A 15,027-nucleotide genomic window follows, 5' to 3' on the forward strand; every position below is an offset into this window, starting at 1 on the left:
ACGGCCGCAGGAGGACGACCGGCCACCCGGTCCCACGGCATCGTGACCTCCACACCCCGACCACAGGAGGTCTCGTGAAAACCCCTGCCCGCCTGGCAACCCTGGCCGCAGCCCTGGTGCTGGCGGCGAGTTCGGCGGACGTCGCCGCCGCCGACCCGCTCCAGCTCACCCTGCCGCCGCCGACCGGCCCGCACGCCGTGGGCAGCACGTCGCTGCACCTGGTCGACCGGTCGCGCACCGACCCGTTGAGCGACCCGCCCGCTCCTCGTGAGCTGATGATCAGCCTCTGGTACCCCGCCGGGGACACCGCCGGGCACCCCGCGGTCCCCTGGCTCCCTCCGGCCGCGGCCGCGCAGTACTTGCGCGACAACGGTTTGGCCCCCGGCGACCTCCGCGTGCCCGACACGCACGGCCACGACGGCGCTCCCGTGGCGCGGTGCGGGAGGAGGCTGCCCGTCGTCGTCTACTCCCCCGGCAACGACTCGTTCCGCTCGGCCAACACCGTGGTGGTCGAGGAACTGGCGAGCCGGGGCTACCTGGTCGTCACGATCGACCACACCCACGACGCCCTCGTCGAGTTCCCCGGCGGCCGGGTGAGCACCCCGGTCCACGACGGACCGGACACCGGAGCGCTGATCGCCGACGCGCGGGTGGCCGACGTCCGCTTCGTCCTCGACCAACTGGCGGTCCTGGACCGGGGCGGCAACCCCGACGCCGAAGGCCACCCGCTCCCCGCCGGCCTGCGCGGCGCGCCGGACCTGGGCCGGATCGGCATGTTCGGCTACTCGGCGGGCGCGGCCACGACCGCCACCACCCTGTTCCAGGACCGGCGGGTGCGGGCGGGCATCGGCGTGGACGGCCCCGTCACCGGCCCGGTGGTCACCGCCGGCCTCGACCGGCCCTACCTGCTGATGGACGGCCGGGCGACCCGCGCGGCCCTGCCCGACCTGCGGACGTTCTGGTCGAACCTGCGCGGCTGGAAGCGCGACATCGCGCTGACCGGCGCGGCGCACTCGACCTACGGCGACTTCGCCGTCGTCCTCCCGCAGGCCGCGCCGCTGCTCGGCCTGAGCCAGGAGGACGTCGAGGCCGAGATCGGCACGGTGGCCCCGGTCCGGGCGGTCGCGGTCCAGCGGGCCTACCCGACCGCCTTCTTCGACCGGCACCTGCGCGACACCGGCCACCTGCTCGACGGCCCGTCCCCGCGATTCCCGGAAGTCGTCTTCATCCCCTGACCCGCCGGTGGAAGCGCGCCGCCGAGCGGGGTTCAGGCACGGCTGACCGGCAGGCCGCCGTGGTGGGCGATCATGTCCGGGAACGCACCCGGCACGTCCAGCGCACCGCTCGGCGTCGAGCAGGTGGCCGAACGGTCGCGTGGCCGGCACGTGCCAGGTCCTGGAGCCGGCGCAGGTCGTCCTCGGTCTGGTCGAGCAGCGCCGGCCCCAGCGCGCGGATCCGCTCCAGCGCCGCGAGCACGCCGCGCACCGAGCCCATGAGGACGAACGGCGTGACGCCGTCGTGTGCGCCGGGCCGACGTGGAGCAGCCGTGTCCCGCGACGCAGCTCGGCCACACGTCGGGGCGCTTCTCCCCCGGCCGTGACCGGTGGAGCAGGGCTTGGCACGCGGCGGGCAGGCTCGGCGTGACTTCGAACCCGGCGAGGTCGCGGCCCGTCCTCGCCGGTCACGTCATGGCGAGCGACTGCGCGATGGCGCGGAACGCGGGCACCTGGTCGGGGTAGTTCGCCGGGTCGAAATCGCCGCAGATCAGGATGTACCCGTCGTAGGAGAACAGGACCACCGCCCACGTGGTGTAAAGCCCGTAGCCGATCAGCTCGAACCCGCTGTGCCCGGCGATGGCGACCTCGGTCACCGACGTGGCGGTGGGCGTGGTCGGCAGCTTGCCGAACCGCTCCACGGCGACCGCCCGGCGCTCGTCGACCGGGATCGTGCGCATCCCGGTGATCGGCGCGGCGACCACCTTCGGCACGCCCATGACGTCGGTGCCGTCGAGGCTGAGCCAGATCGCGTCGGTCCGGGGCAGCCGCTGGTAGCCCGGTGCCGGGGTGAGTTCGATGCCCAGCCCGACCTCGCCGCTCCAGCGGGCGTCGCGGAGCGTGATCAGCAGGTCCGCCGCCGACACCGGGTCGCCCGGCTCGACGTTGCCGACCAGCATCACCAGCCGGCCGCCCGCCACGAACTCGACGACCGCCTTGCCGAAGGTGACCCCGTCCACCACCTGCTCACCGGTCGAGGCGACCGCCGGGTGGCCGGCCACGCTGATGCGCAGCGGAGCGTCGAACCTCATGCCCTGCTCGGCGAGCCGGGGGCCGGAGTAGGCGGCGGCGACCTCGTCCAGCACCGCGGCGACCGTCTTGCCGTCCGGCACCTGCGAGGTGATGACGACCACGGAGGTCCGGCTGCCCGCGCGGGCCAGGCCGGGCAGGTTCGCGTCGACCTCCATGCCCTTGGGCGGGCGCAATGCCACCTCGGTACCGGGGATCACCACGAAACCGTCGCCCTGCTCCGCGGCGGCGGGGGCCTCGGGCGCGGCCGAGGTGGTGGGTGCCGAGGTGGACGGCGCGGTGGTGGACGGCGCGGTGGTCGCCGACGAGGTGGCGGCGGTCGGCGTGCCGGTCACGCCGCACGCGGCCGTCAGCGACAGCGAGAGCAGGGCAGCGGGCAGAGCGGGCAGTCTTCGTGGTGACGACATCCGGATTTCCCCCAAGGCGGCGAGCGTCCGTTGTGGACGGCAGCGTGACGCTACCCGGGAATGATCTCCGAAAGCCGGCGGATAGACCCTCTCGTGACCGGAAGGCCCGCGCGGCCGGTGCCTACCGCTCGACCCGGACCTTGTCGGCCTGGAGCCCCTTCTGGCCCTCGACGACCTCGAAGCTGACCCGCTGGCCCTCCTGGAGGGACTTGAACCCGCTCGTCTCGATCGCGCGGAAGTGCACGAACAGCTCGGGACCGGACTCCGGGGTGACGAACCCGTAGCCCTTCTCGTCGTTGAACCACTTCACGGTGCCGTTCTGGCGCTCGGACATGTTTCTCCCGGGAGGTGTCTCGTCGGCGGCCGAGAGGCCCGGGACCGAGTCTGGTGCACCGGTGGCGGGTCCGCAGGGGCGTCGAGCCGACGATCACCCGAAGGGTGTCCGCCCCGCGAACAGGAGGGCGAACAGCGGATCCGGTGCCGCTCGCGCGTTCGGGCGGCACCCGGACGGGTGGTCCGGCCGGGCGTTGCCGCCGGACCGTCGACGGGTTCCGCCGGTGCACCGCCGACCGCGCGTCCAAGATGTCCGGGTCGACCCGGGAATTGATCACCGGGGCGCGGTCGTCAACTGTTGAGACGTACGTCCGGTGGCGCGCTTCGGAAATCCGCACGGAAGGCGTGTCAACCACTTCCGGCTACTGGGCGCGCGGCGCGGCGGCCTGGGGAAATCCGGTTTCACCGACCAATCGAAAAGTCGCCCTCCGAGATATTCGACTATTACCCGGCGGACTCGTGGACGCCGGTAGTTTCATGGGAAAGCTTGACAGCCACAGGGGTCTCCACCAGTCTCGGAACGGGCCGGCTGGGGTTGGCCCGGGTTGAACTGGGGTTGCGTCCGCGATGTCCTCGGCGTCTGCCGCGGGGCACCGTGCGAAGTGTGCTGAAAAGGTCCTTTTCCGGTCGGGGTCCACCTGGTCGTGCGGTCACGCGACGTTGTCGCGGGGCCGATCGACCGTGGGCGGAAAAAGAGGAGTGGGGATGACGGTCGGCAGTGCGGTGCCCGTTCGCGGAGTCGGTTCGGCGTTCGAGCCGGTCGGCAGCGCGGTGGACGACAGGAATGTGCTGGGGCGGGTCGTGTTCGACGACCGGGGTGCCCAACCCGGAATTGCCGACGGGGTGCCCACGGTCGTGGTGCCGATGGGCGGCCGATTCCAGGAGGTGTTCACGTCGAGGTTGCCGGTACGTTCCGGTATCGACGGTCGGCTGGTCTACGCGGAGGACGGTGAGCGGTTGTTCTGCGCGGTCCGGATCGACCGTCGCGGGGTGTACCGGGACGCGGTGCGCATCGCCTACGACTCCGCGTTCGAGTTGATCACGCGCCTGGGCTACCCGCAGGTGCTGCGCATGTGGAACCTGGTCGGCGGGATCGTGGACGACAACGCCGACGGGCTGGAGATCTACCGGGACTTCTGCGTGGGCCGGGCCGAGGCGTTCGACACGTGGTCGGGGCGGGTCGGGCGCATCCCGGCCGCCACCGGCATCGGCACCCGGGGGCCGGACGTGTACCTGTACTTCCTCGCCGGGACGCCCGCCGCGGAGCCGGTGCACCTGGAGAACCCGCACCAGACGCCCGCCTACGAGTACCCGGACGAGTACGGGCCCAAGTCGCCGAGCTTCGCCCGCGCGACCTACGTGGACGGGACCCTCTACGTGTCCGGCACGGCCAGCATCATCGGCGACGAGACCGTGCGCCAGGGCGACGTGCTCGGGCAGACCGAGGTGACGCTCGACAACATCACCAACCTGATCGGGGCGGAGAACCTGCGCCGGCACGGCCTGTCCGGCGGCTTCACCCTCGCCGACCTCGACCTGGTGAAGGTCTACGTCCGCGACGAGGCCGACATCCCGCTGGTGCGGGCCCGCTGCGAGCAGGTGCTGAGCCCGGACGCGGACGTGGTCTACCTCAACGTCGACGTGTGCCGGCGCGACCTGCTGGTCGAGATCGAGGGGATCGTCCGGTGACCGCGAACCTGGCCGGGTACCTGGCGCTGCGCGCGTCCGAGAACGGCTGGAACCCCCGCCCCGCCTACTACGCCGGCGACGAGGTCCACACGTTCGAGGACGTGCACCGGGGTGCGGCGCGGTTCGCCGCCGGGCTCGCCGCCCGAGGTCTGGGGCGCGGCGGCCGGGTGCTGCTGGCCCTGCCCGACGGCATCGACGCGGTGTGGGCGTTCCTCGGCGCGGCCCGGCTGGGCGCGGTGGCCGTGCCGGTCAACTCGACGCTGCACCCGGAGGAGATCGCGCTGGCCACCCGCGTCACCGAGCCGGACCTGGTGGTCGCCGAAGCCGACCTGGCGGGGCTGTTCGACGCGGTGGTCGACCCGGCGGAGCTGCGGGCGGTGCGGGAACAGGCCCCGGTCGCCGAGGTCACCGCCGACGACCCGGCGTACGCGGTGTTCACCTCGGGCACCACCGGGGACCCGAAGCTGTGCTTCCACACCCACGGCGACCCCGGCGTGTACGAGCGGGCGATCGGCGAGGTCGTCGGCATCACGCCGCGGGACGTCACCTTCTCCGTCTCCCGCCTGTACTTCTCCTACGGGCTGGGCAACTCGGTGCTGTTCCCGCTGCACCGGGGCGGCGCGACCGTGCTGTCCCGCGAACGCGCCACCGAGGACGAGGCGCTGCGCCTGGTGCGGCGTCACGGCGTCACCGTCCTCTACGGCCAGCCCAGCTTCTTCGCCCGCCTGCTGCGCCACGCCGACCACGCGGCGCTGTCCGGGCTGCGGCTCGCGCTCGTCGCGGGCGAGGTGCTGCCCGAGTCGCTGGAGGCGCGGCTGCGGGAGGTGCTGGGAGAGCGGCTGCTCAACATCTTCGGCACCACGGAGATCGGGCACGCGCTGGTCGCCAACGCGCTCGGTGCGAGCCGCGACGGCACGATCGGCCGCATCCTGCCGCCCTACCGGCTGCGGGTCGTGGACGACGACGGCGACGAGGTCGCGCCGGACGTGGAAGGCAGGCTGGAGGTGGCCGGGCCGTCGATCGCGCTCGGTTCGCGACGCGGTGGCGACGGGCCGCTGCGCGCGACGGGCTGGTACGCGACGGGAGACGCCGCGACCGTGGACGACGACGGTTTCGTGCGGCTGCACGGGAGGCTGGACGACATCGAGATCGTCGGCGGCCAGAACGTGCACCCCACGGAGATCGAGGACCTGCTCATGCAACACCCCGACGTGCAGGAGGCCGGGGTGTGCTCGACCCGGAGGGAGACCGGTGTGACGACCTTGCGCGCGTTCGTCGCGCTCAAGGGCGACGGCTGCTCACCGGACCGGGTGCGCGCCGAACTCCTCGCCACAGCAAAGGAAAAGCTCACGTGGTACAAGGTCCCGGAGGACGTGGTGTTCGTAACCGCCCTGCCCCGCACACCGACGGGGAAGCTGCGCCGGCGCGAGGTCCGCGCGATGGCGGCGGCCCGGTGAGCACCGTCGAAGAGTCCAAAGTGGACGTCAAGGCCGTGGCCGCCGTGGTCGTCACCATGGTGTTGTGGGCGTCGGCGTTCGTCGGCATCCGCTACGCCGGTGCGCACTACGAACCCGGCTCCCTGGCGCTGGGCCGGCTGCTCGTCGGCGCGATCGCGCTGAGCGCGATCGCCGTCGCCAAGGGCGTGCAGGTGCCGCCGCGCGCGGCGTGGCCCGGCCTGCTCGGGTCGGGGGTGTTCTGGTTCGCGCTCTACATGGTGGCGTTGAACTGGGGCGAGCGGCACACCGACGCGGGCACGGCGGCGCTGGTCATCGGCATCGGCCCGATCCTGGCCGCGATCCTCGCGGGCGTCGTGCTCAAGGAACGACTCGGGGTCCGGCTGGTGATCGGCCTGGTGATCGCGTTCGCGGGGGCCGCGGCGGTCGGCCTGTCCGGCGGGACGGGGTCGTCCACCACGGCGGGCGTGCTGCTGTGCCTGCTCGCCGCCGCCGGGTACGCGGTGGGCGTGGTGTTGCAGAAGCCCGCCCTCGCGCACGCGTCGGCGTTGCAGGCCACCACGTTCGGCTGCGTCGTCGGCGCGGTGGCCTGCCTGCCGTTCGCGGGGCAGCTCCTGGACGACGTGGCCGAAGCGCCCGCCTCGGCCACGCTGTCCGTGGTGTACCTGGGCCTGCTGCCCACGGCGCTGGCGTTCTACACGTGGGCCTACGCGTTGTCCCGCACCACGACCGGCAAGCTCGGCGCGACGACCTACGCCGTCCCGGCCATCGTCGTGCTGCTGTCGTGGCTGCTGCTCGACGAGGTGCCCGGCCTGGTGGCCGTGCTGGGCGGCGCGCTGTGCCTGGTCGGCGTCGCGGTGTCCCGGACGAAGCCCTCCGCCCCACGAACCCGACAGGAACGCACATGACCGCGCGAGTCCTGCCCCCACGTGACCTGACCGCGCCGGAGACGCTGGGGCTGCTGCCCACGTCCGGCAAGCTGGTGGCGGACCTGCCGGTGCCCCCGGGGCACGGGATCGCCGCGCACCGCGAGGCCGTGCGCCGGGTCCTCGACGGCGAGGACGACCGGGTGCTGGCCGTCGTCGGCCCGTGCTCGATCCACGACCCGGTGGCGGGCCTGGAGTACGCGCGCGGGCTGGCCGCCGCTTCCGCGCGGTGGGCCGGCGACCTGCTGGTGGTCCTGCGCGCGTACCTGGAGAAGCCGCGTTCGGTGGTCGGCTGGAAGGGCCTGGTGCACGACCCGGCGCTGGACGGCAGCGGCGACGTCGCCGAAGGGCTGCGGCTGGGGCGGGCGTTCCTGCTCGACGCGGCCGGCACCGGTCTGCCGCTGGCCGCCGAGTTCGTCGACCCGCTGGTCGCGCCGTACCTGGCGGACGTGATCGGCTACGGGGCGATCGGCGCCCGCACGGTGGCCAGCCAGCCGCACCGGCAGCTCGCGTCCTGGCTGCCGATGCCCGTGGGCCTCAAGAACGCCGTGGACGGCGATGTCGGCGTCGCCGTCGACGCGATCCGCAGCGCCACCGCGCGGCACGTGTTCCCCGGCGTCGACCACGACGGCGCGCCGGTCGTGCAGCAGGGCGCGGGCAACGCGCAGGCGCACCTCATCCTGCGCGGCGGCGCGACCGGCACCAACTACGACGCCGAATCCGTCGGGCGGGCACTGGCCCGGCTGCGCTCGGCGGGTCTGCCGGAACGGGTCGTGGTCGACGCGTCGCACGGCAACAGCGGCAAGGACCACCGTCGCCAGCCCGGTGTCGTGGCCGACCTGGCCGGTCAGATCGCGCGGGGGCAACGGGGGCTCGTGGGCGTGATGGTGGAGTCGTTCCTGCACGAGGGTCGACAGGACGCTCCGGTGCGCTACGGCGTCAGCATCACCGACTCCTGCCTGGCCCTGCCCGAGACCGTCGACGTGCTGGACACGTTGGCCGCGGCGGTGCGCGCCCGGCGCGGGTAGCGACAGGCCGCCCGGACGCGCGCGGCGCGTCCGGGCGGCTCGCGCCGTCGTGGTCCCGCTCCGGTGAACCGGTCGCCGAGTGGTCGGTGCGGGATGAGTTGCGATGTGGACTTTTCTTTTGCCACAGCGTGTTCTGGTAACGCCGCCCGTTTGGTATGGTCCTTGCCGCGACGGGTGGTGACCGGGCGATGTCGCGCGGGCCCGAATCAACTGCGGCACCTGTCCTGGCTGCGGTCGGCGTCGGTCGGGCGCGGGCGCTTCCTCGGGATTGCCGGTCGTATCACGGATCGGCGACGCGCAACTCGGCGTGCGGTCGTCCGCGCGGTTCCCGCAGAACAACGCGGTGGGCCACCGATTCGGTCGAACCCGAAGCCCACCGCGTGCAGGATCCCCGCCACCACCGCCCGTCACCCGCCCGCCTGCGGCACGGACAACGCAGAAAAGTCCTGTGTGGACACATGTGCGCACGGTCGTCCCACACGTCTTGTCCGACGTCATGAGCCATCGCACTCAGGGAACGGTCACTGTCCTGACAGGACCGGAGTCGCGAACTCCGCGCTAGGCGTCCCTTTTGGCGGCGAAGTGGACCGCTATCGCACGGAGGATCTCGTTGGCCTCCCGCAGTTGGCGCACCTCTCTTTCGAGGCGGGCGACCCGGCGGGCGACCGCGCCGGAGTCTCTGCGGTTGACGCCGAACGAGCTACTGCGCATGAGGGACACGGCACTCCTTCAGTCGGACAACGGATGCGGTCGCCATCGGCAACAACCCGACGCTACCGACCGTCGATGTCACCGCACGTCCCCCTCCGGTAGGACATGTGCCCTACTTCGGCCTCTTTCCCGGCCACCCGGCGCAACGCGTGATTCCAACACCGCCCGCATACCGCGTGACGTGCCTCGGACACCGAGCGCTCGGCAGCCCTGTTTCGGACCTGATTCAAACACGTGGAGCGCCGGGCGGTTCTCCAGCAGTCTCGCAACCGTCATGGCACGACCCGACGATCGAGCCAGGAAGGGGAGTCTCTTGTTGAAGCTGAAGTTGGAGGACGACGACGTCACCGCTGTCGAAGCCGTCGTCGACGAGTTGCGCGCGCGGTTCGACAGCGTGGAGACCGAGGAGTTCCAGGCGATCGCCCGCCTCCACGCCGAGGAGTTGCCCAGACGGCTGCGGGCCACGCTGCACGAGTTCCGCGACCGCGAACCGGCCGGCGCGATCGTCGTGTCCGGGTTCCCGGTCCGCCAGGACGCGATCGGGCCGACGCCGGAGCACTGGAGACGGGCGCTCGCCCCCTCCCCCACCGTGCGCGAGGACATCGCGTTCTACCTGATCGCCTCCGTGCTGGGGGAACCGATCGCCTGGGCGACGCAGCAGGAGGGCCGCATCATGCACGACGTGGCCCCCATCAAGGGCCACGAGCACGAGCAGATCGGCTCCGGCAGCGCCGAGGTCCTGGTGTGGCACACCGAGGACGCCTACCACCCGCTGCGCACCGACTACCTCGGCCTGCTGTGCCTGCGCAACCCCGACGGCGTCGAGACCACCATGCTGGACGTCTCCGAGGTCGAACTGGGCGAGCAGACCGTCCGCGCCCTGCGCGAGGAGCAGTTCTTCATCCTGCCCGACCACTCGCACCGGGGTGCGCCGGTCGCGGAGGACGACCCGAAGGTGGCCGCGCTGCGCGCCCGCAGCCACGCCCAGGTGGAGCAGGCCCTGTCCGACCCGAAGCCGGTCGCGGTGCTGTTCGGCGCGGAGGACTCGCCGTACCTGCGGCTGGACCCCCACTTCATGGCCCCCGACCACGGGCCCGAGCAGGAACGCGCGCTCGGCGCGGTGTGCTCGGCGATCGACGCCGCCATGGGCGGTGCCGTGCTGTCCCCCGGCGACATGATCTTCATCGACAACTACCGGGTCGTGCACGGCCGCCAGCCGTTCCACGCCCGCTTCGACGGGGCCGACCGCTGGCTGCGCCGCCTCAACGTCACCCGTGATCTGCGCAAGTCACGTGCCAACCGGCTCACGGCCGGCTCGCGGGTCATCTACTGACGGCCCGGCACGCCACCTTCACCCACTCACACCCAGAGGTGTCCGTGACCAAGATGACCACGTCGCCCGGCGGACTCGCCGACGTCAACCTCACCGAACTGGAGTTCCTGGCCCTCAACAGCACCTACAACCTGTCCGACGGCCACGCCCGGCAGGAACTCACCCCCGGCCAGGCGAAGATCGTCGGCGACCTGCCCTCGCTGTGGCTGGAAGCGCTGGACCAGCCGGTCGAGGAGACCGAGCGGGACGCCCAGCGGGCGTACCTGGAGCTGCTGGGCCAGCGCTCCTACCCGCGTGAACGGGTGCTGAGCTGCTACTCGTCCTCGGTCGCGATGGAGATCTTCGCCAGGGCGCTGGCGACCACCGCGGACACCATCGGCCTCATCCACCCGACGTTCGACAACATCCCGGACATCCTGCGCGGCGTCGGGATGGAACTGGTGCCGGTGCCGGAGGAGGTGCTGCACGGCGGCGACCTCGACCCGGCGCTGCTCGACCGGCTCGGCTGCCTGTTCGTCACCACCCCGAACAACCCGACCGGCGTGGTCCTGTCGCCGGAGCGGCTGCGCGCGCTGGCGGCGCAGTGCGCCGAGCACGACGTGGTGCTGACCTTGGATACCTCGTTCCGGGGGTTCGACCCGGACGCCCACTACGACCACTACGAGATCCTGGAGAGCAGCGGCTGCCGCTGGGTCGTCATCGAGGACACCGGCAAGCTGTGGCCGACCCTGGAGCTGAAGATCGGGTTCCTGGTCCGGTCGGAGAACGTCGGCCTGCCGGTGGCCAAGGTGTACTCCGACATCCTGCTGGGCGTGTCCCCGCTGGTGATGCTCATGGTGCGGCGGCTGGCCGAGGACGCCGCCGACGGCGGCCTGGCCGACCTGCACCGGCTGATCGCGGACAACCGCGCGCTGCTGCGCGACGCGCTGGCCGACGTGCCGGGCGCGGCGGTCATGGACCCGCACTCCCGGGCCAGCGTCGAACGGGTCCTGCTCACCTCGCGGACGGCCGGGGACGTGTGGCAGGCGCTGCGCGCCCACAACGTCTACACGTTGCCCTGCCAGAAGTTCCACTGGGCGAACCCGACCGAGGGCGAACGCTCGCTGCGGATCGCGCTCTCCCGGCCGCCGGCGTCGGTCGAGGCGGCGGCGCTGGCGCTGCGGCACGTGCTGCTGGACGGATGACGGCTCCCGGCGCGGAGGCGGCGGGAGTGGCGGACACCGCGGGCCCCCTTTCCCACGCCGACCGGTGGCACGCCGGGATCGTGCAGACGGTCTCCCCGCCTTCGGTGGTCGACCTCGGCCCCGGCTACCTGGACCCGGCGCTGCTGCCGGTGGACCTGGTGGCGGACGGCTACGCCAGGGCCCTGGCCGAGTTCGGCGCCGCGGCGCTGAGCTACGGCGAGGACCAGGGCGTGGTCGCCCTGCGCGAACTGCTGGCGGCCCGGATCCACGCGGCCGACGGCGTGCCGTGCGGGGCCGGGCAGGTGGTGGTCACCTCCGGCACGTCGCAGGCCCTGTACCTGGTCGCGACGGCGCTGGCCGAACGCGGCCAGGTCGCCGTGGTCCAGCAGACCTCCTACGACTTCGGCCGCAAGGTGCTCACCGACTGCGGCCTGCGCACCGCCACCGCGGCGGCGGACGGCTCCGGCATGATCCCGGAGGCGTTGGACGAGGTGCTCGGCGCGTGCCGCTCGGCCGGTGCCACGCCCGCGCTGGTCTACCTCAACCCCACCTTCCACAACCCGAGCGGAGCGGTCGCGCCGGTCGCGCGGCGCAGGGCGCTGCTGGCCGTGGCGCGCCGGCACGGCGTGCTGGTGGTCGAGGACGACCCCTACGTCGAACTCGCCCTGGACGACCGGCCGGTGCCGTGCTCGATGGCCGGGCTCGCGGACTACGACGGCGTGGTCCGGCTGGGCAGCTTCTCCAAGACGGTCGGGCCGGGCCTGCGGCTGGGCTACCTGGTGGCCTCCGCCGGGCTGGCCGCGCGGCTGGCCGGGCTGGGCGTGTTCGTCAGCGGCGGCGGGCTGAACCACCTCGGCTCGCTGGCCATGACCGTGCTCCTGCGCGACGGCGACTACGACCGGCACCTGGGCTGGTTGCGCGACCGGTTGCGCGAGCGCCGGGACGCCGTGGTCACCGCGTTGCGGCGCGACGCGGACCCCCGGACGTCCTTCACCACGCCCGGCGGCGGCTTCTTCGTCTGGCTCGAAGCGCCGGTGGAGGACGAGGCCGACCTGCTCGACGCGGCCGGGCGGGCGGGGGTCCGGGTGGCCGCCGGGTCGAGGTTCGGGCGGACCTCGAACCCCGCCGTCCGCCTGGCCTACAGCTTCAACTCCCCCGACCGGCTCGCGACGGCGGCCGGCGCGCTGGCCCGCGCCCTGGGGCCGGCCCTGACCGGCACACCCGACGGAAGGAACCGATCATGACCACCGACGCGGTCGTCGACACCGATCTGCGGGGCTACAGCCTGCCGCTGTCCCCGTCCGGCACGTCGTCGATGCTCACGCCGCCACCGTGGCACTTCTCCGGCCAGGTCGTGATGGTGGAGTACCGGGTGGACCCGGAGGTCGCCGCGCGCTTCCTGCCCGCCGGTCTCGACCCCGGTGCCGACCCCGGTGCCGCGGCGGCGGTGTGGGCGCGCTGGCAGTGGTGCTCCGAGTCCGGCGAGGAGCTGGCCGACCCGGCGCGCAGCCAGTTCAACGAGTTCCTGATCCTGCTGGGCTGCGAGCACGGCGGTTCGACCATGGCGCGCTGCCCGTACGCCTGGGTGGACAGCCCGGTGTCCCTGGTGCGCGGGTGGGTGCAGGGGATGCCGAAGCAGTTCGGGTCCATCCACCTGACGGTCCCGATGAGCGTGGGCCGGGCCGCGCCCCGGGAGTCCGGCGCGGGCGATTTCCACGGTGTGGCGTCGGTCTTCGGCCAACGCGTCGCGCGCGCCTCGGTGCACGTCGAGGAGCGGGTGGACCGCCTGCCCCGGCTGCACGACGTGCCGCTGGTGCACACGCGCGCGTTCCCCTCGTGGGCGACGGAGGAGCCCGCCGGCCGCGAACTGGTCGCCTCGATCGTGGACGGCGTCGAGTTCTCCGACGTCGGGGCGGGGCCGGCGGAACTGGAGTTGTACGACGTGCTCGACGGCGACTTCGCCCGCCTCCGGCCCGTCGAGGTCGGTCGGGGTTACACCTTCTCCTACGCCGAGACGCTGCGCGGCGGACGCCCGCTGGCCACCCGCCCGCCCGGCCAGTCGCATTGATGTCGGCTGTCCGGCGCAATATTTCAACTTCCGCACTAATGCGATTTCATACAAAATCGACCATCTGGAGCAGGACCGCCTACCGGTCGGCCCACGACCACCGGCGGTGTTCGACACCGGATATTTCCACCAGCACGAAATTCGCAGGCCGGAGCCACCCCGGTAAAACCGCAACATGATACGTGGCAATTACGGTGGCACCTTGGTAGGCTCCATGTCCGGACGCAGCGGGTCCTGCATCCGGACGTGGCGGAATGTGCGGCCCACAGACCCGGGCGGGGGGCGCGTACGACGCTGTCCCCCGCGCCGGCGACTGGATTCCCGCACGCGGAACCAGATGGGGGACAGGTGCTGATATATTTTTCGGTCGAGGATCTGGTTCGATTACGGATTGTGGCCACAATAGGACCGGCCGGGGAAAGTGTTTTCGCCCTCGACCACTTCGGGCGCAACCGCGACGAACCGTTCGGCCGGTGGCGGCGGCTGGTGCGCGAAGGACTGGGCAACCGCATCGGCGAGGTGGAGCGGTTGCTGGGCGAGCACTACACGACGGCCGAACTGCTGGCCCTGGTGGGACAGGGCGCCGAACGGCCGACCGCCGGGTGGCCCGCGGACTCGGCCCGCAAGCGCGCCCGGGCCACTTTGTTCGAGTTCTGCAACGTGGCGGTGGGGCCTTACTGGCAGCGGACCCTGGCGCACCTGGAGGCGGAGCGGGACGTCCGGGGCCGGATCATGGCCACCAGCGGCGCGGGCTGGCTGCTGGACACGCTGCACCCCAAGGTCCGCTGGCGGCCCCCGGTGCTGGAGCTGATCGGCAGCACCGGCCCGGACGTGCACCTCGGCGGGCGCGGGCTGCTGCTGAGCCCGTCGATGTTCCTGACCAGGCAACCCTGCCACTTCATCGACGCGCCGCCGGGCGCCGGACCACCCACGCTCATCTTCTCCACCGCGCCCGACCACCGGGTGTTCACCGGGCTCGACGGCGACGAGGACGGACCGGCGCTCGGTGCGCTGATCGGGCACACGCGGGCCGCCGCCCTCCAGGCGCTGACCGACGGCTGCACCACCAGCGAGCTGGCCTACCGCCTCAACATGTCGTTGGCCAGCGCCAGCAAGCACGCCACCGTGCTGCGCAGCGCCGGCCTCATCGCGACCAGGCGGTACCGCAATACCGCCCTGCACAACCTGACCTCGCTCGGCTTGGCGCTGCTGACCAACCGCACTATCGCCGGGCAGACCCCGGTCTTCGCGCGCACGGCGACCGCGAATGGCCGGACCGCTTCGTGAGCGGTCCGGCGCCGCTGTTTCACCAATAGCTCAAACAGGTGTGCCCGGCGTCGCCGGAAAACGATAATCGAAGCAGCCGAACCCGTTTCCGCCGATCGCTCGACGAGCGCGCGATCAACGGCGGCACCGCCCCGCGGCGCGCCTCGGGTCCACCGACCCGGTGTGGGCCGGCACTCGCGCCGCGCCGGAAATCCGTCCGATCCAGACGGTTTTCCGCGCGGGCCGCCGGGGTTGCCGGGCCGGCCCGACGGCGTTGATATTCCATCCGAACTCGGCGGTGTCCGTGCCCGCCGCTTGGGGGTTG

General features: G+C 72.5%; 14 protein-coding genes. 10 read left to right on the forward strand and 4 right to left on the reverse strand.

The annotated features are described in order from the left end of the window. Positions 1 to 74: 74 nt before the first annotated feature. A complete protein-coding gene (locus AC0HI0_RS15260) occupies positions 75 to 1,235 on the forward strand; it encodes an alpha/beta hydrolase family protein (RefSeq protein WP_480933007.1) in 1,161 nt (386 codons plus the stop codon). 70 nt (positions 1,236 to 1,305) lie between these two features. On the opposite strand, the gene AC0HI0_RS15265 is transcribed toward AC0HI0_RS15260, so the two are convergent. The 3 genes from AC0HI0_RS15265 to AC0HI0_RS15275 form a co-directional block, all read right to left on the reverse strand. Continuing rightward, positions 1,306 to 1,494, reverse strand: coding sequence for a hypothetical protein (locus AC0HI0_RS15265; protein WP_480933008.1), 189 nt, complete (start codon positions 1,492 to 1,494; stop codon positions 1,306 to 1,308). 187 nt (positions 1,495 to 1,681) lie between these two features. Beyond that, positions 1,682 to 2,710: a hypothetical protein gene (locus tag AC0HI0_RS15270; protein WP_480933009.1), complete on the reverse strand. Its 1,029-nt coding sequence runs from the start codon at positions 2,708 to 2,710 to the stop codon at positions 1,682 to 1,684. A 121-nt stretch (positions 2,711 to 2,831) separates the two neighbouring features. Beyond that, positions 2,832 to 3,044 (reverse strand): cold-shock protein, encoded by a 213-nt coding sequence (locus AC0HI0_RS15275; protein WP_480933010.1) that lies wholly within the window; start codon positions 3,042 to 3,044, stop codon positions 2,832 to 2,834. Positions 3,045 to 3,748: 704 nt separating this feature from the next. Here AC0HI0_RS15275 and AC0HI0_RS15280 point away from each other — a divergent pair. The 4 genes from AC0HI0_RS15280 to AC0HI0_RS15295 are packed head-to-tail and all read left to right on the forward strand — an operon-like array spanning position 3,749 to position 8,140. Next, a complete protein-coding gene (locus AC0HI0_RS15280; protein WP_480933011.1) occupies positions 3,749 to 4,732 on the forward strand; it encodes an FkbO/Hyg5 family chorismatase in 984 nt (327 codons plus the stop codon). Further along, positions 4,729 to 6,189, forward strand: a complete 1,461-nt coding sequence (locus tag AC0HI0_RS15285; protein WP_480933012.1) for an AMP-binding protein — start codon at positions 4,729 to 4,731, stop codon at positions 6,187 to 6,189. The genes AC0HI0_RS15280 and AC0HI0_RS15285 overlap by 4 nt, the downstream gene beginning before the upstream one ends. After that, entirely contained in the window at positions 6,186 to 7,094 is a 909-nt protein-coding gene (locus tag AC0HI0_RS15290) for a DMT family transporter (protein ID WP_480933013.1), read from the forward strand. The genes AC0HI0_RS15285 and AC0HI0_RS15290 overlap by 4 nt, the downstream gene beginning before the upstream one ends. Then, positions 7,091 to 8,140, forward strand: a complete 1,050-nt coding sequence (locus tag AC0HI0_RS15295; RefSeq protein WP_480933014.1) for a 3-deoxy-7-phosphoheptulonate synthase — start codon at positions 7,091 to 7,093, stop codon at positions 8,138 to 8,140. Before AC0HI0_RS15290 ends, AC0HI0_RS15295 begins: the two co-directional genes overlap by 4 nt. A 558-nt stretch (positions 8,141 to 8,698) precedes the next feature. Here AC0HI0_RS15295 and AC0HI0_RS15300 read toward each other — a convergent pair. Next, the gene (locus AC0HI0_RS15300; RefSeq protein WP_480933015.1) at positions 8,699 to 8,851 is read right to left on the reverse strand and encodes a hypothetical protein; all 153 of its coding nucleotides are present in this window, start codon (positions 8,849 to 8,851) and stop codon (positions 8,699 to 8,701) included. A gap of 316 nt (positions 8,852 to 9,167) precedes the next feature. On the opposite strand from AC0HI0_RS15300, the gene gntD reads away from it, so the two are divergent. From gntD to AC0HI0_RS15325, 5 genes are all read left to right on the forward strand, one after another. Next, positions 9,168 to 10,184: a guanitoxin biosynthesis L-enduracididine beta-hydroxylase GntD gene (gene gntD, locus AC0HI0_RS15305; protein ID WP_480933016.1), complete on the forward strand. Its 1,017-nt coding sequence runs from the start codon at positions 9,168 to 9,170 to the stop codon at positions 10,182 to 10,184. 53 nt (positions 10,185 to 10,237) lie between these two features. Next, complete coding sequence (gene mppP, locus AC0HI0_RS15310) at positions 10,238 to 11,368, forward strand: enduracididine biosynthesis enzyme MppP (protein ID WP_480934307.1); 1,131 nt, start codon at positions 10,238 to 10,240, stop codon at positions 11,366 to 11,368. Further along, the gene (locus tag AC0HI0_RS15315) at positions 11,365 to 12,612 is read left to right on the forward strand and encodes an aminotransferase class I/II-fold pyridoxal phosphate-dependent enzyme (RefSeq protein WP_480933017.1); all 1,248 of its coding nucleotides are present in this window, start codon (positions 11,365 to 11,367) and stop codon (positions 12,610 to 12,612) included. The genes mppP and AC0HI0_RS15315 overlap by 4 nt, the downstream gene beginning before the upstream one ends. Next, on the forward strand, positions 12,609 to 13,436 hold the full coding sequence (gene mppR / locus AC0HI0_RS15320) for an enduracididine biosynthesis enzyme MppR (RefSeq protein WP_480933018.1): 828 nt from the start codon (positions 12,609 to 12,611) through the stop codon (positions 13,434 to 13,436). Before AC0HI0_RS15315 ends, mppR begins: the two co-directional genes overlap by 4 nt. A 393-nt stretch (positions 13,437 to 13,829) precedes the next feature. Continuing rightward, positions 13,830 to 14,723 (forward strand): ArsR/SmtB family transcription factor, encoded by an 894-nt coding sequence (locus AC0HI0_RS15325; protein ID WP_480933019.1) that lies wholly within the window; start codon positions 13,830 to 13,832, stop codon positions 14,721 to 14,723. Positions 14,724 to 15,027 lie beyond the last annotated feature (304 nt).

This window comes from Saccharothrix sp. NBAS 001, assembly GCF_056640475.1.